The organism is Nocardioides sp. QY071 (assembly GCF_029961765.1).
Lineage (GTDB): Bacteria > Actinomycetota > Actinomycetes > Propionibacteriales > Nocardioidaceae > Nocardioides.
On sequence record NZ_CP124681.1, the window covers coordinates 2,492,150 to 2,512,472 of the forward strand.

General features: G+C 71.3%; 23 protein-coding genes. 10 read left to right on the forward strand and 13 right to left on the reverse strand.

The annotated features are described in order from the left end of the window. Positions 1-44: 44 nt before the first annotated feature. A complete protein-coding gene (locus QI633_RS11970; protein ID WP_282429107.1) occupies positions 45-1,031 on the forward strand; it encodes a GNAT family N-acetyltransferase in 987 nt (328 codons plus the stop codon). 4 nt (positions 1,032-1,035) lie between these two features. Here the strand turns inward: QI633_RS11970 and QI633_RS11975 are convergent, their stop codons facing one another. After that, positions 1,036-1,302 carry a hypothetical protein gene (locus tag QI633_RS11975; RefSeq protein ID WP_282429108.1) on the reverse strand — a complete coding sequence of 89 codons (267 nt, stop codon included), beginning with the start codon at positions 1,300-1,302 and terminating at the stop codon, positions 1,036-1,038. Between the two features lie 256 nt (positions 1,303-1,558). Here QI633_RS11975 and QI633_RS11980 point away from each other — a divergent pair, with 256 nt between their 5' ends. Then, entirely contained in the window at positions 1,559-1,885 is a 327-nt protein-coding gene (locus QI633_RS11980; RefSeq protein ID WP_141798985.1) for a hypothetical protein, read from the forward strand. A gap of 48 nt (positions 1,886-1,933) precedes the next feature. Here QI633_RS11980 and QI633_RS11985 read toward each other — a convergent pair whose 3' ends face one another. Genes QI633_RS11985 through QI633_RS12000 form a run of 4 tightly spaced genes read right to left on the reverse strand, consistent with a single transcriptional unit; the run spans position 1,934 to position 5,446 of the window. After that, positions 1,934-3,001 (reverse strand): nitronate monooxygenase, encoded by a 1,068-nt coding sequence (locus QI633_RS11985; protein WP_141798984.1) that lies wholly within the window; start codon positions 2,999-3,001, stop codon positions 1,934-1,936. Then, positions 2,998-3,780 carry a CoA-transferase gene (locus QI633_RS11990; RefSeq protein WP_282429109.1) on the reverse strand — a complete coding sequence of 261 codons (783 nt, stop codon included), beginning with the start codon at positions 3,778-3,780 and terminating at the stop codon, positions 2,998-3,000. Before QI633_RS11990 ends, QI633_RS11985 begins: the two co-directional genes overlap by 4 nt. Then, positions 3,777-4,676 (reverse strand): CoA-transferase, encoded by a 900-nt coding sequence (locus tag QI633_RS11995; RefSeq protein WP_282429110.1) that lies wholly within the window; start codon positions 4,674-4,676, stop codon positions 3,777-3,779. Before QI633_RS11995 ends, QI633_RS11990 begins: the two co-directional genes overlap by 4 nt. Continuing rightward, a complete protein-coding gene (locus QI633_RS12000; protein ID WP_141798982.1) occupies positions 4,676-5,446 on the reverse strand; it encodes an enoyl-CoA hydratase family protein in 771 nt (256 codons plus the stop codon). The genes QI633_RS11995 and QI633_RS12000 overlap by 1 nt, the downstream gene beginning before the upstream one ends. Positions 5,447-5,543: 97 nt before the next feature. On the opposite strand from QI633_RS12000, the gene QI633_RS12005 reads away from it, so the two are divergent. Beyond that, a complete protein-coding gene (locus QI633_RS12005; RefSeq protein WP_141798981.1) occupies positions 5,544-6,428 on the forward strand; it encodes an SDR family oxidoreductase in 885 nt (294 codons plus the stop codon). 110 nt (positions 6,429-6,538) lie between these two features. Here the strand turns inward: QI633_RS12005 and QI633_RS12010 are convergent, their stop codons facing one another. After that, a complete protein-coding gene (locus QI633_RS12010) occupies positions 6,539-7,477 on the reverse strand; it encodes a type IV toxin-antitoxin system AbiEi family antitoxin domain-containing protein (protein WP_282429111.1) in 939 nt (312 codons plus the stop codon). A 241-nt stretch (positions 7,478-7,718) separates the two neighbouring features. On the opposite strand from QI633_RS12010, the gene QI633_RS12015 reads away from it, so the two are divergent. Together QI633_RS12015 and QI633_RS12020 are read left to right on the forward strand one after the other, a co-directional pair. Further along, positions 7,719-8,324 carry a hypothetical protein gene (locus QI633_RS12015; RefSeq protein WP_141798979.1) on the forward strand — a complete coding sequence of 202 codons (606 nt, stop codon included), beginning with the start codon at positions 7,719-7,721 and terminating at the stop codon, positions 8,322-8,324. An 8-nt stretch (positions 8,325-8,332) separates the two neighbouring features. Next, positions 8,333-9,949: a DNA polymerase Y family protein gene (locus QI633_RS12020; RefSeq protein WP_260805996.1), complete on the forward strand. Its 1,617-nt coding sequence runs from the start codon at positions 8,333-8,335 to the stop codon at positions 9,947-9,949. Between the two features lie 16 nt (positions 9,950-9,965). Here QI633_RS12020 and QI633_RS12025 read toward each other — a convergent pair whose 3' ends face one another. Beyond that, a complete protein-coding gene (locus QI633_RS12025) occupies positions 9,966-11,261 on the reverse strand; it encodes an ATP-binding protein (protein WP_282429112.1) in 1,296 nt (431 codons plus the stop codon). 142 nt (positions 11,262-11,403) lie between these two features. Between QI633_RS12025 and QI633_RS12030 the strand changes: the two genes are divergently transcribed. After that, complete coding sequence (locus QI633_RS12030; protein ID WP_282429113.1) at positions 11,404-11,961, forward strand: hypothetical protein; 558 nt, start codon at positions 11,404-11,406, stop codon at positions 11,959-11,961. Between the two features lie 118 nt (positions 11,962-12,079). Beyond that, complete coding sequence (locus QI633_RS12035; RefSeq protein ID WP_282429114.1) at positions 12,080-13,456, forward strand: phospholipase D-like domain-containing protein; 1,377 nt, start codon at positions 12,080-12,082, stop codon at positions 13,454-13,456. Positions 13,457-13,462: 6 nt separating this feature from the next. Here QI633_RS12035 and QI633_RS12040 read toward each other — a convergent pair whose 3' ends face one another. Together QI633_RS12040 and QI633_RS12045 are read right to left on the reverse strand one after the other, a co-directional pair. Next, positions 13,463-13,675 carry a hypothetical protein gene (locus QI633_RS12040; protein WP_282429115.1) on the reverse strand — a complete coding sequence of 71 codons (213 nt, stop codon included), beginning with the start codon at positions 13,673-13,675 and terminating at the stop codon, positions 13,463-13,465. A 61-nt stretch (positions 13,676-13,736) separates the two neighbouring features. After that, a complete protein-coding gene (locus tag QI633_RS12045) occupies positions 13,737-14,219 on the reverse strand; it encodes a nuclear transport factor 2 family protein (RefSeq protein WP_282429116.1) in 483 nt (160 codons plus the stop codon). Between the two features lie 67 nt (positions 14,220-14,286). On the opposite strand from QI633_RS12045, the gene QI633_RS12050 reads away from it, so the two are divergent. Then, entirely contained in the window at positions 14,287-14,616 is a 330-nt protein-coding gene (locus tag QI633_RS12050) for a TraR/DksA C4-type zinc finger protein (protein ID WP_141798972.1), read from the forward strand. Here QI633_RS12050 and QI633_RS12055 read toward each other — a convergent pair whose 3' ends face one another. After that, positions 14,617-15,057 (reverse strand): VOC family protein, encoded by a 441-nt coding sequence (locus QI633_RS12055; RefSeq protein WP_282429117.1) that lies wholly within the window; start codon positions 15,055-15,057, stop codon positions 14,617-14,619. Between the two features lie 30 nt (positions 15,058-15,087). Here QI633_RS12055 and arr point away from each other — a divergent pair, with 30 nt between their 5' ends. After that, positions 15,088-15,498: an NAD(+)--rifampin ADP-ribosyltransferase gene (gene arr, locus QI633_RS12060; RefSeq protein WP_141798970.1), complete on the forward strand. Its 411-nt coding sequence runs from the start codon at positions 15,088-15,090 to the stop codon at positions 15,496-15,498. Positions 15,499-15,526: 28 nt separating this feature from the next. Here arr and QI633_RS12065 read toward each other — a convergent pair whose 3' ends face one another. The 3 genes from QI633_RS12065 to QI633_RS12075 all read right to left on the reverse strand — a co-directional run bounded on the left by QI633_RS12065 (position 15,527) and on the right by QI633_RS12075 (position 16,889). Further along, positions 15,527-16,000 carry a VOC family protein gene (locus tag QI633_RS12065; protein WP_282429118.1) on the reverse strand — a complete coding sequence of 158 codons (474 nt, stop codon included), beginning with the start codon at positions 15,998-16,000 and terminating at the stop codon, positions 15,527-15,529. Positions 16,001-16,086: 86 nt separating this feature from the next. After that, positions 16,087-16,479 carry a VOC family protein gene (locus QI633_RS12070; RefSeq protein ID WP_141798968.1) on the reverse strand — a complete coding sequence of 131 codons (393 nt, stop codon included), beginning with the start codon at positions 16,477-16,479 and terminating at the stop codon, positions 16,087-16,089. Positions 16,480-16,550: 71 nt separating this feature from the next. Continuing rightward, positions 16,551-16,889: a PRC-barrel domain-containing protein gene (locus QI633_RS12075; RefSeq protein WP_282429119.1), complete on the reverse strand. Its 339-nt coding sequence runs from the start codon at positions 16,887-16,889 to the stop codon at positions 16,551-16,553. Positions 16,890-17,012: 123 nt separating this feature from the next. Here QI633_RS12075 and QI633_RS12080 point away from each other — a divergent pair, with 123 nt between their 5' ends. Next, positions 17,013-20,318, forward strand: a complete 3,306-nt coding sequence (locus tag QI633_RS12080) for an error-prone DNA polymerase (RefSeq protein ID WP_282429120.1) — start codon at positions 17,013-17,015, stop codon at positions 20,316-20,318. Positions 20,319-20,323: the final 5 nt, after the last annotated feature.

The window sequence follows — 20,323 nt, forward strand, 5'->3', positions numbered from 1 at the left end:
GATATCCAGTGGCATCGCCGGGAGCCGCATCGGAGGCTGGGGTCATGGACATCCACCCGTTCGGTCCCGACGACCACGACGACCTCGTCGCCTGGACCGGCCTGGCCAACGCGATCAGTGCTTCCGATGCTCCGTGGACGATGCGGGACACGGTGGCGCGGGCCGGCGCCCGGTTCCGGCACGGGTGGGACGGCGAGCCCGAGTCGCCGTACCTGCTGCGAGTGGGCGGCGCGGTCGTGGCGTGGGGCTCGATCGCGACGAGTGAGTACGACAATCTCGATCTCGCGTTCCTCACCCTCGGCGTCCACCCCGAGCACCGGCGGCGTGGCCACGGCACCGCCCTGCTCGACCGGCTGCGCGCGGAGGCGCGACGGCGGGGACGCACCCTGTTGATGACCGAGGCGTGGGAGAGCGTGGCCGGCGACGCGTTCGCCGTACGGCACGGGTTCGAGCGCCGCTTGGCCGGCATCAACCGCCGCCAGCTGCTCGCCGAGCTCGACCCGTCCGACCTCGACAAGAGGTACGACGACGCGCTGCCGCACGCCGCCGACTACGCCCTCGAGCGCTGGCCGACGCCGACGCCCGAGGACCGGCTCGACGACCTCGTCGCGATGGCCAGCTCGATCAACGACGCCCCGACCGACGACCTCGACTACGAGGACGAGGTGTTCACGCCCGGGCGGATGCGTGCCTACGAGGTGGGCTGGGTGGCCCGCGGCTTCCGCCAGTACCGCCTCGTCGCCCGCCACCTGCCGACCGGCGAGCTCGCCGGCCAGACCTGCGTCGGCGTCCTCGCCGCCGACCCGACCTGGGGCGAGCAGGACGACACCACCGTCACCCGGCCGCACCGCGGTCACCGCCTGGGCCTGTTGCTCAAGATCGGCATGCTGCGCTGGCTCGCCGAGGCCGAGCCCGACCTGGTGCGGATCGACACCTGGAACGCCGAGTCGAACGCCCACATGATCGGTGTGAACGAGGTGCTCGGCTACCGCGTGATGGGCCGGGAGTGGGCCTACCAGCGCTCGCTGTGAGCGGTCAGGAGTAGCGGTGCGACTTCGCCGCGTGCCCGCGCTCGCGCGTGCAGGTGCGTCCGCTGATGTTGCGGTGACCGCACAGCGCGCTGTCGTCCGTCTCCGCTGCCGGCGCGGCCGCGGCCTTCGCAGCCTTCACGGGTGCCGCCTTGGCCGGCGCTGCCGGGGCAGGCTTCGCGGCCCGCGGGGTCGGGGCGGGGCGGCCCGCGCGGGCCTGGGCTTCCGCGTAGCGCGCCTCGCGCATCGCTCGTACTGCGTCCATCTTGCTCATCGGCGACTCACCTGATCGACCCTAGGGGAGTGGTCCGACACTTCACCGAGCGGGTCGCAAGTGGTGCGTCGCGGACGTGGCTCACCACTTCGCGCGCTCAGTGCACGCACCTCGCTACGTTGGCGATCGCTCGGAATACGCCCGGTATGCCGTCGCGACGCCGCCTTGCGATGCACGCACCCTGAGCACGCGAAGTGGCAAGCCACCTCCCCGCCACACCACTAGGCTCGGTGATCGGACGAGGCGAGGTGGTGAGATGGTCGCGAGTCGATCGGCGCGGGAGCGCAAGGCCGCGACGCAGGCCGGCCCGCTGGCGCGGGTACGGATCGAGATCGGGGCCGACGAGCAGTTCGTCTACAAGATCAGCTGCTCGGAGTGCACGGCCAAGGGGCACCGACCCTGGTCGACGTACCGTCCGGGTGCCGACAACGGGTTCATGGCGGCGATGGACCGCTGGGTCTTCCACCTCAAGGAGCAGCACCCGACCAGCGACGCGCCCTGCCTCGCGTTCCTGCCCGAGGCCGAGCAGCGCCTCCACGAGCGACGGATGGAGCGGGAAGCAGCGAGGACGCGACCGGACTGACCGGCCGCGTCCTCGGCATCACGACATCTGCACTACGTCAGCACGACGTCACACGACGTACGACGACGCCCGCTTCAGTTCCGCGGCGGCCTCGACGACGATCCGCTCGATGAGCTCCTCGCACGACGGCAGGTCGTCGATCACGCCGACGACCTGGCCGCTGGCAAGTACGCCGGCGGAGGTGTCGCCCTCGACCAGGCCCGCGCGGAGCATGGTCGGGGTGTTGGCGGCCAGCGCCATCTGGCCCAGGGTGCGGCCCTGCGCCTTCTTCATCGAGCGACCGTCCTTGAGCAGCTGGGACCACGACATCCCGGAGGACTTCTTGAACTCCAGCGTGCGCCGGGCCGTGGGGCCGAGGCGACGTACGGCGGACGTCTCCTCCAGCGACTCGACGAAGTCGGTGCGCAGGATCCGGTGCGGCATGCCGTCGACCTTGGTGGTGACGACCGTGTCGGCGAGTCCCTTGCCCAGGTACAGCTCCTTGACCGCCTGCGGGACCGCTGAGTCGCGGGTCAGCAGGAAGCGGGTGCCCATGCCGACACCCGCCGCGCCGTACGACAGCGCGGCGGCAAGGCCACGGCCGTCGAAGAAGCCACCGGCGGCGATGACCGGGATGTCGACGGCGTCGAGCACGGTCGGCAGCAGCAGCGTGGTGGGTACGGCGCCCGTGTGGCCGCCGCCCTCGCCGCCCTGGACCATGACGGCGTCGGCGCCCCAGGAGGCGACCTTGACCGCGTGCTTGGCCGCGCCGATCGAGGGCATCACGACGATGCCGTGCTCCTTGAGCTTCGCGATCAGCTCCGGCTTCGGGGCCAGCGCGAAGGACGCGACCTTCACGCCGTGGTCGATGAGCAGCTGGCAGCGGTCGGCCGCGTCACCGGCGTCGGCGCGCAGGTTGACGCCGAACGGCTTGTCGGTGCGCCCCTTGACCTCGATGATCGCGGCCTCGAGCTCGGCGAAGGTCATCGTCGCCGAGGCGAGGATGCCCAGGCCGCCGGCGTTGGCGGTGCCGGACACCAGGCGCGGGCCGGAGACCCAGCCCATCCCGGTCTGCACGACCGGATGGGGAACGCCGACCAGGTCGGTGAACGGGGTGCGGATCTGCTGATCGATCACTGTGCTGCCTCTTCCTGGGGAACCTCCTTGAAGCGAAGACCCTTCGGGTCCAGCATCTCGCGGATGAGGAGCAGCTCCTCGTACGACGGCTCGCGGGTCACCGGCACCTCGGCCGGCACCTCGAGGGCGAACCCGGTGGCGGCGACGACCTCGTCGACGCTCACGCCCGGGTGGACCGAGACGAGCCGCATCGTGTGGTCGGCGCCGCCCATGTCGAAGACGCCGAGGTTGCTGACGATCCGGTGGATGTCGTTGAACCGCGAGGCACCGGTGCCGGCGGCCTCGGCGCGAGCCGGTCCGACGCCGGAGACGATGTCGACGTTCTCGACGAAGACGCGGGTGGAGTGCTTCGGGACCCAGTACGACGTCCGGTTGTTCACCGTGTTGCCGGGGGCGCCGCGCGAGCCGAGCAGCTGGCGCTTGGGCTGGGCGAACGGGCCGATCGCGGAGATGTTCTGGTTGCCCTGGCGGTCGACCTGGGTGGCGCCCATCATCACGTGGCGCCTGCCGTAGGCGACGACGTCGAACACGCGGCGGAACGGGATCCAGCCCTCGACGACGTCCTTGCCACCCAGCGGCGGGGTGCCGCCCAGGAACACCGACTCGCCGTCGCTGATCACGAGGTCGGGGTTGGAGGTCAGGCGGGCCAGCCGGACGCCGAGCGTCGGCAGCAGACCCATCGGGCTGGCGAAGATCTCGCCGTCCTCGCTGAAGGCGTCCGCGATCGCCGCGGCGCACACGTCGGCACGGGTGCTCTGCTCATGGGTGGGGGCACTCACTTGGCGTTCTCCTCGGTGAAGGCCTGGACGGCCGCCTGGTAGGACGCCTCGTCGCCGGCAAGGAAGCGGTCGTGGAACGCCTGCCAGTCCTCGTCGGAGCCCGACGCGGCAGCGGCGTACGCGCGCTGGAACCTCTCGTCGCGCTCGTAGTCGGGCGTGCAGGTGGTGAAGTGCGCGCCGTTGGGGGTCTCGACGACGCCGCTGACCATCATCCGGCTCAGCAGCAGTCGCTGGACGGGTGTGTCGACGGTGAGACCGGCGGTGTCGACGACCTCCTCGACGCTCAGGTACGTCTTGTCGGCGGCCATGGCGAACAGGTCGTCGAAGTACGGGTCCGGCCCGAGGTACGACGCGTTGCCGTGCTGGTCGGCGCGGTTGAGGTGCACGAGCGCGGCGTCCAGCCTGAGAGCGGGGACGGCGACGAGCTCCTCGTGACCGTGGCCCTCGTCGTACGGGCTGGTGACGGTCTTGATCCACGGGTTGTTGACCAGGACGTCGGAGCCGAGGCCGGCGCGCATCGGGAGGAACGGCAGGCGCTCCGCCGCGGCCTTGAGGCCGGTCTGGAACATGCCCTCGTCGAGCTCGACGACCTCCGGGATGGACGCGGCCTGGCGGGCGCGCTGGAAGTTCGGCTCGAGCGGGACCGAGTCGAGGGAGACGAACGCGTAGACCAGCTTGCGGATCTTGCCCGCGCGAGCCAGCAGGCCCACGTCGGCGCCGCCCCAGCTGACGATGGTCAGGTCGGTGAGGTCGGAGTTGTAGATCGCGCGGACCAGCGCCATCGGCTTGCGCCGCGGGCCCCAGCCGCCGATGCCGATGGTCATGCCGCTCTCGAGGCTGCCGACGACGTCGTCGATCGACATCCGCTTGTCGCGCGGCTTGCGGTTGCTGCTCATCAGGCCCCCTTCGCCTTGCTGTCGGCCTTGTCGGTGCCGGCGAAGTCGTCGCGCAGCTCGTCGCTGACGCCCATCAGGTTGAGCTCGAAGGTGAAGCCCTGCTCCCAGCGGTACGACTTGTTGACGTCGATCGGGTCGATCCCGTTGAGCGCCTCCTTGGCGGCCCGGATGACCTTGGTGTTCTTGGCGGCGATCTCGCCCGCGACCGCGAGGGCGGCGTCGAGGAGGTCCTCGCGTGCGACGACCTCGAGCACGGAGCCGAACTGGACCAGGTCCTTGGCCGGGATCGTGCGCGCGGTGAAGTAGAGGGTGCGCATCATGTGCTGGGGGACCAGGCGCGCCATGTGGGTCGCGGCGCCGAGGGCGCCCTGGTTGACCTCGGGCACGCCGAAGAAGGCGTCGTCGCTCGCGACCACGATGTCGGCGTTGCCGACCAGGCCGACACCGCCGCCGACGCAGAAGCCGTTGACGGCCGCGACGACGGGGACCGAGCACTCGTAGACAGCCTTGAAGGCGGCGAAGCAGCCCTTGTTGGCGCCGAGCAGGGCGTCGAACCCGGTGGTGTTCTGCATCTCCTTGATGTCGACGCCCGCGTTGAAGCCCTTGCCCTCCGCGCGGAGCACGACGACCTTGGTCGCCATGTCGGCGCTGGCCTCGTCGAGGGCTGCTGCCACGTCGAACCAGCCCTGGACGGTGAGGGCGTTGACCGGGGGAGCGTTCATCGTGACGACGCGGATCCCGTCGGGCCGCAACTCGCTGGTGACTGTCATGCCGTCATGCTACCAAGCATTTGCTTGGTATTGTGCGTCCTGTCCCGAGTCCGAGTGGACGAGGAGTGGACGAACCGACGTCGTAGAGGAGACCGAAGTGAGCAGGTTGCTGGAGGGCCGGGTCGCGATCGTGACCGGTGCGGGACGAGGCATCGGACGCGCCCACGCGCTGGAGCTGGCGCGCCACGGCGCCAAGGTGGTCGTCAACGACTTCGGCGTGTCGGCCGCGGGTGAGGGCACCGACGAGTCGCCCGCCCACCAGGTCGTCGCCGAGATCGAGGCGATGGGTGGCGAGGCTGTGGTCAACGGCGCCGACGTCGCCGACTTCGCCGCTGCCGAGGCCATGGTCCGGCAGGCGATCGACACCTTCGGTGGCCTCGACATCCTGGTCAACAACGCGGGCTTCCTGCGCGACCGGATGCTGGTCAACACGAGCGAGGAGGAGTGGGACGCCGTCGTACGCGTGCACCTCAAGGGCCACTTCGCCCCGCTGCGCCACGCGGGCGCCTACTGGCGGGCCGAGGCGAAGGAGGGCCGTCAGCGCGCCGCCCGGGTGATCAACACCTCGTCGGGCGCCGGCCTCCAGGGCTCCCTCGGCCAGACGACGTACTCCGCCGCGAAGGCCGGCATCGCCGGCATGACCCTGGTCGCCGCTGTCGAGATGGGCCGGTACGGCGTCACCGTCAACGCGATCGCCCCGGTCGCCAAGACCCGGATGACCGAGGGTGCCTTCGACACCTCCGCGATGGCGCTGCCCGAGGACAACTCGCCCGTCGTGGCGTGGCTCGCCTCCGAGGAGGCCGGCGACGTGACCGGTCGCGTCATCGAGATCGACGGCTCCGTCATCACCGTCGAGAACGGCTGGACCCACGGTCCCTCGCGCGACGCCGGCGCTCGCTGGGAGGCCGAGAAGGTCGGTCCCGCTCTGCGGGACCTGCTCGGTGAGGCGCCCACGCCGGAGCCGGTGTACGGCACTGCCTGAGGTGCCAGTTTCACCGGTCGACCGGTGAAACTCGCGCCTGGACGAGGAAACTTCCTCGTCCAGGCGCGAGTTTTCTCGTCCAAGTGGGGCGGACGGGACTGGAGGGGCACTCAGGCGGCCAGCCGCATTGCGCGGAGAATGCGTGCGGCGGTGGCCTCAGGGCGGTCGAGGTCGGCCCAGGTGATCCTGATCATGACCCAGCCGGTGAGCTCGCGGAGCATGTCCTCGCGCTGCTTCTCCCGGATCACCATCTCCTCGACGGTCTCGCCGGGGCGGCGGAATCGGTGGTACTTGACCAGGCCGTCGAACTCCAGCATCACCTTGAACTCGGGCCAGGCGAAGTCGACCCGTCCTGCCAGGAGTCCACTCGGATGCTTGATCTCGTACTGGGCGATCGGTGCGGGCACGCGGGCGACGCGGAGCACGAGCCGAGTCCGCGTCTCGCCGACAGACTCGGCTCTTCCGTCCGTCAGTCCGAGGATGTGACGGAGTCGGAGTGAGTCCGGCCAGACTCGCATCCGCTGGTCGTAGAGATCGAACAGTGCGGTCAACGTGGTGAGGCCGGCTTGGACGTACCAGTCGAGAACGGCAACCGCTGGCTCGAGATCGGCCAGCGTGGCGGTGTCCAGGGCCGTGCGAGCCGGCGCTGTCAGCCAGCCGCGCTCGTCGCGCGTGAGGTCGTTGACGAGCAGCTCCCCGCGGTGATGGATGACGCGAGCCGCAGACCGCTCGCCCTTGCCGTACAGGCTCGTGAAGTGGACTGACGTGAGGTCGAGTCGCCAGTTCGGCCCGCCCTGCTCGATGCAGGCGCTGACGTGGGAAGCGGCCACGTTGTCGTCGTACAACTGGCGAGTTCCCTCGAGGAGGAGTCGGTGCCGAGCTACGGGGTCTGAGTTCTCCCAGATGCCGCGGAGCACGTAGACCCCTTGGCGGATTCGCACCAGGAAACCAGCGCGCACAGCACGCTTCAGTGCATTGTCCGTTGAGCCGGCGGCGATGGCGTCGCGACGTAGCAGGATCCCGTGAGCGTCGACGAGGTGCTCGAGCATGTCGAGGAGCCTGCCCCTTTTCCGGGCACGGTGCTGGGGTCGGTCCTCGGGCTGTGGATAGCGAGGTACGCCGCTGTGGACCTGTGAGTGACTTGTCGGCTTGGACGACGAAACTGGCGCATGGACGAGAATGCTTCCTCGTCCCGGCACCAGTTTCACCGGTCAGCCGGTGAAACTCCCGGCCTGCTTGCGGGCAGAGAGCCCACTTGCTTTGTTCGAATATCTGTTCGAACATGGACGGGTGAGTGTTCGCCCCCTCGAGATCGACGACCCGCGTGCAGTGGTCGACCAGCTGCGCGGGCGGATCGCTGCGCTCGAGGGCGGCCCGACCCGGCTGCTGGTCCCGGTGCTTCCCGTGCTCGACGGCCTGGTCCAGCTGCGCACCGGCGGGGTCTACGGCGTCGACTCGGCGACCCTCGGCATGGCCCTGGCGGCCGGCGCCTCGCAGGCCGGGGAGTGGGTCGGGTTCGCGGGCTGGGACGACTTCGGCGCCGAGGCCGCCCAGCAGCAGGGGATCGTGCTCGGGCGCACCGTCCTCGTCCCCGCGCCGGGGGAGCACTGGCTCGAGGTGACCGCGGCCCTGGTCGACGTGCTCAAGGTGGTGGTGCTGCGACCACCCGGCGGCGTCGACCCGAAGTCCGCCTCGCTCATCGAGGCCCGGCTGCGGGCCAGGTCGGCGGTGCTCGTCGTGCAGGGCGAGTGGCCGCGCTGCGAGGCCAGGATCAACGCGGAGCAGGTGGCCTGGGACGGCATCGGCCACGGCCGCGGCCGGCTCCGCGAGCGCCGGGCCACGCTCGTCGCTCGCGGTGGCGGGCGGATGCCGGTGCGGGCGGACGTGGTGCTCTGATGCGGACCATGGTGCTCTGGTGCCCGGACTGGTCGGTGACCGCGGCGCTGCTCGAGCGCGTCGACACACTGCCTGATGACGCCCCACGCCCCGAGGTCGTGGCACCGGCCGTCGTCCTGGCCAACAACGTGGTGGCGGTGTGCAACGCCGCCGCCCGCGCCGAGGGCGTACGCCGCGGCCACCGGCGCCGCGACGCCCAGGCGCGCTGCCCCGAGGTGGTGCTGCTCGACGCCAACCCCGACCGCGACGCCCGGTGGTTCGAGCCGGTGCTGGCGGCGGTCGAGGCGGTACGCCCCGGGGTGGCGCCGCTGCGGCCCGGGCTGCTCGCCGTCCCCGCTCCGGGGCGGTACTTCGCCCGCGGTGGCGCCCGCGGGCAGATCGACGGCGAGGAGGCCGCAGCGGCCGTCCTCGCCGAGCACCTCGTCCAGGCGGGGGTGTGGGACAGCCGGTTCGGTGCGGCCGACGACCTCTACACCGCCGAGCGCGCCGCCCGGGAGGCGCCCCCGCAGGCCTGTCTCTCGATCCCCTCGGGCTCCTCGGCGGAGTTCCTGCGCGGCCTGCCCGTCACCGTCCTCGCCGACGACGGCCCGGAGGGCGCCGAGCTCGCCGACCTGCTGCGCCGGCTCGGGCTGGTGCTCCTCGCCGACTTCGCCCGGCTGGGCGCGGGGGAGGTCGCCAACCGGTTCGGCGGCTACGGCACCGACGTGTGGCGGCGGGTGCAGGGCCGCGAGGTGACCCGGCTCGCCTCGCGCACCCCACCGCCCGAGCTGACCTGCGAGGTCGCCTTCGAGCCGCCGCTCGACTCCGCGGAGGCGGTCACCTTCAGCGTCCGCACCACCGCCGAGCGGTTCGTCGCCGGACTGGCCGACCGGCAGCTGGTGGCGACCTCGGTCCGGATCGAGGCCGAGTTCGAGGAGGGCGTCTCCGCCCGGACCTGGGTGCACCCGCGCTGCTTCACCTCCCGCGACCTCGTCGACCGGGTGCACTGGCAGCTCCAGGCGGGCATGGCGTCCTCCGGGCTGCGCAGCCGCAAGTCCACCGGCGAGACCATCACCTCCGCGGTCGCCCTCGTCCGCTTCCTGCCCGACGTCGTCGAGCCCGCCGGCGACCACGCCGACGGGCTGTGGGGCGGGGGAGCCGAGGAGCAGGTGGTCCGCGGCGTCGCCCGGGTGCAGGCGATGGTCGGGTACGACGCGGTCCGGGTCCCCGTGCTCCAGGGCGGACGCGGCGCCGCCGACCGCCAGGCCCTGGTGCCGTGGGGAGAGCGGCCGGTCGGGCTGCGCCCGGTCGAACGACCTTGGCCCGGGCGGATCCCCGGCCCCGCGCCGAGCCGGGTCTTCGCCACACCACTCGAGGCCGAGGTCGTCGACGAGGCCTCGGTCCCTGTCGCGGTCACCGCGCGCGGGCAGGTGACCGGCGCGCCGTGGCGGATCCGGCTCGGTCGGCACTGGTGCCCCGTCGCCTCCTGGGCCGGGCCGTGGCCGGTCGACGAGGGGTGGTGGCTCTCGGGTGCGGCGGGATCGGGGCGGGCGGCCCGGTTCCAGGTGGTCGGCGTGGACGGGCGGGCCTGGTTGCTGTGCTGGCGTGCGCCCGGCAGCTGGGAGGTGGAGGCCGCCTATGACTGACTGACGACCGGACGGCTCACAGGTAGTCCCCGGCCGCCGGGGCCGTCGGCCGCCACCCACCCTCGGCCGCCTGTGCGAGCAGCGCCTGCGTGGTCACGGCGTCCTGCGTCTCGAGCACCGTGGACCGGACCAGCTCCTTGAGGTCCGCGCCGGTCGCGCCTTCGGTGGCCCGCGCCACCGCCGGCAGGTCGAGCGGCGTGGTGCACCAGGCGAGGTAGCGCCCGAGGATCGCGAGCCGGCCCTCGACGCCCGGCGCCTCCATCCGGATGACCGTGTCGAACCGAGACGAGCGGCGGGCGGCCTTGTCGATCTTGCGATGGTCGTTCGTGGACGCGATGACCACGACGCCGCTGCGGTCGGCGAGCCCACCGTCCATCACGTTGAGGAACTCGCGCAGCCGATGCGGGTTGGTCTGCCCGCGCTCGCCCGCGATCAGGTCGAGGTCGTCCATCAGGATCAGGCACGGCGAGAGGTCCGCGGCCAGGTCGAAGAGCTCGCTCAGGTAGTGCTCGGTGACGTAGGTGCCGGGGACCAGGACGGTCGTCGTACCGTGCAGCTCGCGGGCCACGACCGTGCCGAGCTGGGTCTTGCCGGTGCCCGGTGGGCCGACGAGCAGCAGCCCGGTGCTGGTGCCGAGACCGCGCGCCGCCAGGTCGGGAGCGAGGTCGAGCACGCGGTGCACACCGCGGTCGACGGTGTGCCACACCGACGCGTCGAGCTTGAGCAGGTCGCGCGACGCGTCCGGCGGAGTCCACCGCTTGAGCACGAGGCCCCGGTTGCCGGTGGTGAGCCGGTAGGTGCCCTGGCGGTACGGCGAGTCCGAGGTGCGGCAGCGGCGCAGGAAGCCGTCGAGCACGTCGGGGAGCGCGTCGGCGTCCTGCGCGCGCCCGATCAGCTCGAACTCGCGACCGAACCGGTCCGGGACGAGCCGGACGACCAGGGGCGCGCCGGACAGCGTGCCGGCGGGCAGCGTCATCGTGACCGCGTTGAACGCGCGGACGTCACCGCGTGCGCCGGGGACGGTCTCCGTCGTCGCGGGGAGAGAGGGGTACGCGCCGACGTGCTCGGTGCTCCAGCGCAGCTGCGCCTCGAAGAGCCAGTGGCCGACGGAGTGCGCGACCGGCGCCTCGAGCACCTCGGTGAGCACGACCAGGTCGGTGACGTGGACGCCGAGCTGTCCGGCGGCGTGGTCGTAGGGCGAGGGCACGCTCTCCTCGCGGCGCTCGAACTCGCGGTCGATCGCGGTGGCGAGCAGTCGCAGGGCAGGGGCGGGCGCCTCGGCGAGGAGGTCGAGGGCGTCGATGTCGGTCATGGTCACCACCTTCGGTTCGGTCGCGGACGGGCACGGGGCACAGTCGGCCAGTGTGCGGCGGCGTACGTCCGCGACGCCACTGGATATCGAGGTGGGCGCCCGCCTACCCTGAGCGAGGGAGGCGTTCACACTGGAGGCAAGCATGGGACGCACCGGGAAGCCGGCCGACCTCGTCGGACGCAACCTGCGGGCGCTGCACGGTGCGCTCGAGCACAGCGTCACGATCCAGATGACCCGGTTGCAGGGCCTGATGGACGACCTCGTCGCCCGCGGATCGCTGACCCGAGCCGAGGCCGACAACCTGCTCGGCCAGCTGGTCAGCACCGGCAAGGCTTACTCCCAGGCGCTGCTGCAGGTGCTCGACACCGTGCGCCAGGTCCCGAAGCTGCCGACACCCAAGCTGCCGACACCCAAGCTTCCGCTGCCGACGCAGCTGGTGCCGACGCAGCTGGTGCCGACCCAGCTGATCGCGGGACGCCGTAGGTCTGATCCCGCTCCCTCGGCCGCGGGCGAGCCGGAGGTGCCGGACAACGTCGAGTCCCTCGTCCTCCCCGACCTCCAGGCCCTCACCGTCGCGCAGGTGAAGACCCGCCTCGGCGGCATCGGCCCCGACGAGCTGCGGCGGCTGCGCGAGCGGGAGGTCGCCGGCAAGAACCGCAAGGGTGTCCTCGTCGAGATCGACCGGTTGCTGAAGGACTGACCGACCAGCTCGACGGATCGACCCGTGTCCCGCGCGAAAGCGGCCTGCCTGTAACGAATCCGGGCCGCCCGCCGCTGTGAGGGAGGAAGAGCTCGGGACACCGGAGAGAGTGGGAATCGTGCGGTTCGTGTGGGACAGGTCGACGGTCGGTACGACGCGGGGACTGGTGGCGATGGCGGTGGCGGTGCTGCTCGGGGCGGCGCTGTTGGTGGCCGCGCCGGGCCGGGTGGACGCGGCGGGCGCCGACACCGTCGGCAGGACCGCGGCGAAGCGGGCGCCGGACCCGGCGTACGTCGTGGCGCCGGGGATCGTGTTCAACCACCCGTTCCGCGGCACCAAGAAGAAGACGAAGATCCAGCGCAAGATCATCAAGACCGTCAAGAACGTCCCCGCGGGGGAGTCGATCCGGCTGATGACGTGGAACTTCGACTCGCCGAGGCTGGCGAAGGTCTTCATCAACGCCCACAAGCGCGGCGTCTCGGTGCAGATCATCATGTCCCGCGGCCTGGCGAAGGGGCAGGGGCCGGGGCGGTCGTACCCGACCCTGCGCAAGGCGCTGGCCAAGGGCAGCCCGGACCGGCCCAAGGAGCTGCGCAGCTGGATCCGGACCTGCTCCTCGACCTGTCGCGGCAAGGGCGGCGCGATGCACGACAAGCTGATGCTGGTGAGCCGGTCCGGCGCGACGAGCTGGATCGCGATGCAGGGCTCGGGCAACTTCACGGGCGCCGCCGCGGTGCAGCAGTTCAACGACTGGACCACGATCACCGAGAACCAGCCGCTCTACGACGGCTGGATGACGATGTGGAAGCAGGCCAAGAAGGACAAGCCGGCGAAGGTGCTGCGGTTCACCGTGCCGAGCACCACCACCCCGGGCTCGACCATCACCTCGATGTTCGCGCCCCACAAGAAGAAGGTCGACCCGGCGCTCAAGGTCCTCAACCAGGTCCAGTGCGCGGGTGCGACGAACGTCCCGGGCGGACGGACCAAGGTGCGGATCGCGAACGCCGTGTGGGGTGACCAGCGTGGCGTCAAGGTCGCCCGCAAGGTGCGCGCGCTGGCCAACGAGGGCTGCGACGTACGCATCGTGTTCATGATGATGCCGCTGAAGATCCGCAACATCCTGCGCGGCCTGCCGGCGAAGCAGATGGTCTACATCACCGGCGCGACGGCCAACAAGTTCAAGGACCGCTACGTCCACCTGAAGGGCCTGTCGGTGCAGGGCAACGTCGCCGGGCGCACCGACGGCAACGCGGTGCTGTCCAGCAGCGAGAACTGGACCAAGCTCGGCTGGCACTCCGACGAGCAGAACGTGATCTTCTGGGACGACGCCGCGATGGCGGAGAAGTACGCCGGCTGGGTGGACCTGATCTACCGCCAGGCGCCGCGCAGCCTCAACAACTACGTCCCCTCCGCCGACCCGAACGGCCGGGTCGTGCCCGGCACCGAGTTCCTCGGTCCGAAGGACTACCCGTTCGAGGAGCTGGAGCTCTACTGACGAGCCTCACCCGCCCGGCGTCTGGCTGCTGTTGCGGCGGGTGCCGTCGGGGTCGTCGGTGCGCTCCTCGGACTCCTCGAGGATCGCCGCGGCCTGGTCGACGGGATCATCGGATCCGGCCTCCTGCTCCTCGGGCAGGAGCTCGGCGCGCTCGCTCACGCGCTCGTCGTCCCGGCGCTGGTCGTGCTGGTCGTCCTGGTCGTCGGCTGTGCCACCCATGGTGGCGACGTACCCTGTACTCCTGGGCGCACACGTCCACCTCGGTGCCGCGAGAGGCTGCTCAGTGCTCGAGCGAGTCGTCCCAGCGGTTGGCGATCAGCTTGAAGCTGGGGGTGTCGTCGAGCGAGGTCATCGCCTCGTAGATGCGCTCGTACTGCGTCGACGCGATCCGCCAGGTGCCGTCGTCGTCGCGGCGGTAGGAGTCGACGTAGTACCCGCCACCGCGGATCTGGACCTTGAAGTCGGGCACGATCACGGTGTCCTCGAACGCCCACGAGGCGGTGGCGGTGTCGCCGTCGACGTCGATCTCGGGGTGGTTGGCGATGTGGATGGTGATGATCCCCGGGCCGAGGTTCTTGGCCATGTAGTCCACGACCGCGTCGCGGCTGTCGAAGTGCAACGGCTCGCCCATCGCCTGGGTGCCGTACCTCGCATCCACGTCCTCGGCCAGGCAGTCGGCGTACTCGTCCCACTTCTTCAGGTCGAGGGTGCGGAAGTAGCGGTGCTTGAGGCGCTTGATCTCCTCGATCGCGGCAAGGTCCATGCCCGCACTGTAGAACGTGTTCTAGAAATGGTCGAGGGTGTCGGAGGGCGATGGCAACATCGGCGGGGTGGACGATGTGCGGGAGCTGCTGGTGGCCGAGCGGGACGAGGCCCGGCGGCGCCTGGCCGACCTGACCGGCAGCTTCGACGAGGTCGTCGCCGCGTCCCGTGACACCAACGCCGACGACGAGCACGACCCCGAGGGCGCCACGATCGCCTTCGAGCGCTCGCAGCTGGCGACCCTGGTGGCGCAGGTACGACGGCACCTCGCCGAGGTGGACGCCGCCCTGGTGCGGCTGGAAGCCGGCACGTACGGCGCGTGCGAGACGTGCGGCCGGCCGATCGCCGCAGGCCGGCTCGAGGTGCGCCCCACCGCCCGCACCTGCGTCGGCTGCTGATCAGCCGGACAGCTCGAACAGGGACACGACGATCCCCTCCGGCCCGCGCACGTAGGCCATCCGCACGCTGCCCTGGTAGTCCCCGATCCCGCCGACCAGGCCGTACCCGTCGGCGGCGACCGCGTCGACGGCGGCCTCGAGGTCCTCGACCTCGAAGGACACGTTGCGCAGGCCGACCTCGTTGGCCAGCGCGTCGGGCGAGCCGGGCAGGTGCTCGGGCGTCACGAAGCTCGACAGCTCCAGACGCGGCCCGCCGCCGGGCACGCGGAGCATCGCGATCCGGCAGTGTGCGCCCGGGAGGGCGCACACGGTCTCCACGAACTCACCCGCCACCTCCCCGGTGCCCTCGACCTCGAGCCCGAGGCGGACGAAGAACGCGGTGGCTGCGTCGAGGTCGGCGACGGTGATGCCGACGTGGTCGAAGCGTCGTACGTGCGTCATGGGCTACATCCTGCCGCCTACTCTGGCCCGGTGAGTGACACGCTTGACGACGGACCGTTCTTCCACGGCACGAAGGCCGACCTGCAGGTCGGCGACCTGCTCACCGCGGGCTTCCGGTCCAACTACCGGCCCGAGGTCGTGATGAACCACGTGTACTTCACCGCCCTGCCCGACGGGGCCGGCCTGGCCGCCGAGCTCGCACCCGGCCCTGCCGAGCCGCGCGTCTACGCCGTCGAACCGACCGGCGACTTCGAGAACGACCCGAACGTCACCGACAAGAAGTTCCCCGGCAACCCCACCCGGTCCTACCGCAGCCGGGAGCCGCTGCGCGTCGTCGGCGAGGTCCACGACTGGACGCGGCTGACCCCCGAGGCGCTCGCCACCTGGCGCGAGCGGTTGGCGGAGCTGCGGGACAGTGAGCGGGGCGAGATCATCAACTGAGTGGGCGACCCGTGGAGCCGCCGCGGACTCACTCCCCGTCGTACGCCGTCTGCAGTTGGGCGACGTCGATCTTGCTCATCGTCAGCATCGCCCGGCACACCCGCTGGTTCGCCTCGCTCGTGTAGTCACCGCTGAGCTCCTCGAGCTCGACGGGGACGACCTGCCAGGAGACGCCGAACTTGTCCTTGCACCAGCCGCACGGGCCGGGCTCGCCGCCGTCGGCGGTGAGCAGGTCCCAGTAGTGGTCGACCTCCTCCTGGCCCTGGACGCGCAGGTAGAACGAGAACGCCTCGTTGAGGTGGAACTCCGGGCCGGCGTTGAGGCCGATCACGTCGTGGCCGGCGACGGTGAACTCGACGACCTCGGCGACGGAGGTGCCAGGCTCGGTCCATGCCGTGACGACATCGCCGACCGACGAGCCCGGGATGTGCTCGGCGTAGAACTTCGCGGCCTCGACCGCCTTGTCGTTGCCGAACCACAGGTGGGTGCGTACCGAAACCATGGGGATCTCCTCGAGTCCGTGGGCCCCTCGGTCGAGGGCCGCTGTCAGGAACGACCCGGGCTCGGCGCAGGACTCATCGCGGTGGCTCAGTCGAGACAGAACTCGTTGCCCTCGATGTCGAGCATGTTCTGGCACGACTCGTTCTCGTCGTCGGCGAGGAGGAGCGTGCCCCGGCGGGCACCGAGGGCCTCCAGGCGGGTCGCCTCGGCTTCGAGGGCAGCCAAGCGCTCGGCGCCGGTCAGGCCGGTCCCGACGCGGACGTCGAGGTGGACCCGGTTCTTGACGACCTTGTCCTCGGGGACCCGCTGGAAGTACAGCCGCGGCCCGGCGCCGGTGGGGTCCTGGCAGGCGGCCCAGGCGTCCTCGGGGTCGGGCGGGTGAGGCGGGTCGACGTACCCGAGCGTGGCCTTCCAGAAGTCGGCGACGGCCCGCGGGCTCGCGCAGTCGAAGGTCACCTGTACCTGACGCACCGAGGTCATGCGGGCAGCCTAGGCAGGCGGCCCAGGCACGTGGCCTCGACGGCGTGCGCCGGGGCCACGTGCTGCATCGGTCACCAGGAGAACGGGCCGTAGTAGTCGGCGTGCTGGTCGCGCGACTCGTCGCCCCAGCGGTCGGCGTCGTGGTCCGGCGCCGCCTTGATCTGGTCCTTGGTCATGTTCACCATGACCGACTCGTCGTCATGGTTGACGCCGGTGATGGCGCCGGCCGGGATCAGCCGCTTCTTGCCGAAGATCCACGGGCCGGTGTCGACGACGACGTGCGCGTCGTCGACCTCGTTGGTCGCGTCGTCGATCTTGCCGATCGATCCGTCGGTCGCCTCGACGCTGTAGCCGACCAGGTCGCCACCCTCCAGCCACGAGGTCTCCCGGTAGTTCCACACATTGCTCATCTGAACTCTCCCCCCTTGTAGTCGAGTCCTGCGCGGTACCCGGACGTGCCCGCCGGAAACAGAAGGACGGGGTACGGCAGGGGAGGTCTTGAGATCGAACATGTGTTCGATTAGCCTCACTCCATGGGCTGGAACAACCCCCCGGTCCCGTGGAGCGAGCTCGAGCGGCGGCTGTCCGGGCGCGCACCCGCGCTCGAGGCGCCGGTCTCGCGCCGCAAGCGGCCGCGCGTCGAGCCGGACGAGGTGGTCCGGCCGACCGCGTCGACGCCGTACGCCGAGCTCCACTGCCACAGCCACTTCAGCTTCCTCGACGGCGCCAGCTCTCCCGGCGACCTGGTCAAGGAGGCCGTCCGGCTCGGGCTCGACGCGCTCGCGTTGACCGACCACGACGGGTTCGCGGGGGCACCACTGTTCGCGGAGGCGGGGGCGGACTACGAGCTGCGGACGGTCTACGGCGCTGAGCTGACCCTCGACGTGCACCGCTCCCAGAACGGCATCCCCGACCCCGAGGGCAGCCACCTGCTGGTGCTCGCGCGCGGGGTGGAGGGCTACCACCGGTTGTCGGGGGCGATCACCGAGGCCGGACTGCGCGCGCCGGAGAAGGGCAGTCCGGCCCACGACCTCGACGAGCTCGCCGAGCGGGGCCGCGGGCACTGGGTGGTGCTGACCGGGTGCCGCAAGGGCACGGTCCGCCAGGCGCTGGCGGCCGGGGGACCGGCCGCGGCCGCAGGAGCCCTCGACCACCTCGTCGACCGGTTCGGTCGCGAGCACGTCGTGGTCGAGCTGACCGCCAGCGACCACCCCGGCGGGGAGGAGGACAACGACCTGCTGGCCCGGATCGCCGATGACCGCGGCCTGCCGGTGCTGGCGACGGGCAACGTCCACTTCGCGGTGCCGGAGAAGCGGCGGCTGGCGGCGGCGGTGGCGGCGGTGCGTGCCCGGCGCAGCATCGCCGAGCTCGACGGCTGGCTCGACCTGTCCGGTGGGGCGCACCTGCGCAGCGGGGAGGAGATGCTGCGCCGGTTCGCGCACCGCCCCGACGCCGTACGTCGATCGGTCGCCCTCGCCGGCGAGCTCGCCTTCGACCTGCGCAAGGCCTCGCCCCGGCTGCCGAAGCAGGGCATCCCCGAGGGGCGTACGCCGGGCGAGCACCTGCGCGACCTGCTGGAGCGGGGCTTCGCGGAGAGGTACGCGCACGAGCCGCACGCCGAGGCGGCCAGGCAGCGGGTCGAGGCCGAGATGAAGGTGATCTTGGAGAAGGACTTCGCCGGCTACTTCATCATCGTGCACGACATCGTCGCGTTCGCCCGCGAGCAGAGGATCCTGTGCCAGGGCAGGGGATCGGCGGCGAGCAGCGCGGTCTGCTACGCGCTCGGGATCACCGCCATCGACTCGGTCTTCTACAACCTGCCGTTCGAGCGGTTCATCTCCCAGCACCGCGAGGAGGAGCCCGACATCGACGTCGACTTCGACTCCGACCGGCGCGAGGAGGTGATCCAGTGGGTCTACGACACCTACGGCCGCCGCAACGCCGCGCAGGTGTGCAACGTGATCAGCTATCGCCCGCGGATGGCGGTGCGCGACGCCGCGAAGGCGCTCGGCCACTCGACGGGGCAGCAGGACGCCTGGTCCAAGCAGGTCGACAGCTGGGGGAGCGACATCGAGAAGGACCTCGGCATCCCCGACCCCGTCGTCGCCCTGGCCGAGGAGCTGATCGGCGCCCCCCGCCACCTCGGCATCCACTCCGGCGGCATGGTCCTCACCGAGCGCCCGATCGGGGAGGTCTGCCCGATCGAGAAGGCGCGGATGGACAAGCGGACCGTGCTGCAGTGGGACAAGGACGGCTGCGAGTCGATGGGGCTGGTGAAGTTCGACCTGCTCGGCCTCGGCATGCTCGGCGCGCTCGACCACATGATCCGCCTCGTCGCCGAGCACCTCGGCCAGGAGTGGACGCTCGCGACGCTGCCCAAGGAGGAGCCCGAGGTCTACGAGATGCTCGGCCGCGCCGACTCGATCGGCGTCTTCCAGGTCGAGTCCCGCGCCCAGATCGGCACCCTGCCACGGCTCAAGCCGGAGAGGTTCTACGAGCTCGCCATCGAGATCGCGCTGATCCGCCCCGGCCCGATCCAGGGCGGTGCGGTCCACCCCTACATCCGCCGCAAGACCGGGCGGGAGAAGGTGACCTACCCGCACCCGCTGCTCGAGCCGATCCTGGACCGCACGCTCGGCGTCCCCCTGTTCCAGGAGCAGCTCATGCAGATGGCGGTCGCGCTGGGCGACTGCAGCCCCGACGACGCCGATCTGCTGCGCCGGGCGATGGGCTCCAAGCGGGGCATCGAGCGGATCGAGAAGGTCAAGGACAAGCTGTACTCCGGCATGGCACGCAAGGGCATCACCGGCGATGCCGCCGACGCGATCTACGTCCAGGTGCTGTCCTTCGCGGGCTTCGGGTTCGCCGAGTCCCACGCGCTCAGCTTCGCGCTGCTCGTCTACGCCTCGTCCTGGTTCAAGCTGCACTACCCGGCGGCCTTCCTGGCCGGGCTGCTGCGCAACCAGCCGATGGGCTTCTACTCCCCGCAGTCCCTGGTCGCCGACGCGCGCCGCCACGGTGTCGTCGTACTCCCGCCCGACCTGGCCACATCCGAGGTCCAGGCCGGGCTCGAGCCCAGTGGCGGCGAGTGCGACGACCCGCTGCGCTACGACGGCACGCTGGCCGTGCGTCTGGGGCTCGACGCGGTCAAGGGGATCGGCAGTGAGGTCGCGACCCGGATCGTGACGGCCCGCGCGGAGGCGCCGTACGCCGACATCCGCGACCTCTCCCGCCGCGCCGGGCTGACCCAGGCCCAGCTCGAGGCGCTCGCCACCGCCGGCGCGCTCGACGGGTTCGGGCTCGACCGACGCCAGGCGCTGTGGATGGCCGGGTACGCCGAGGACAGTGGCCAGCTGCCCGGCAGCACCCCCGCCCCCGCACCACCGACGCTGCCGGACATGACGCCGCTGGAGGTGACCCTCGCCGACCTGTGGGCGACCCGGATCTCGACCGACGTCCATCCGATCCAGCACTTCCGCGAGACCCTGGCCGCCGCCGGCATCAAGGCGGTCGGCGAGCTGCCGACCACCGAGGCGGGACGCCGCGTGCACGTCGCCGGCCTGGTCACCCACCGCCAGCGGCCGGGCACCGCCGGCGGGATCACCTTCCTCAACCTCGAGGACGAGACCGGGATGCTCAACGTGGTCTGCTCACAGGGCGTGATGCGCGCCCACCGGCAGGCCGCCCGCAACCGGGTCGCCGTCGTGATCCGCGGGATGGTCGAGCGCCAGGACGGCGTCACCAACCTCGTCGCCGACCGGGTCGAGCCGCTCGACGCCGTCCTGCCCGGTGCGGGCGACGCGCTGCAGGCGCGGCAGTCCTCACGGGACTTCCGGTGAGGCCG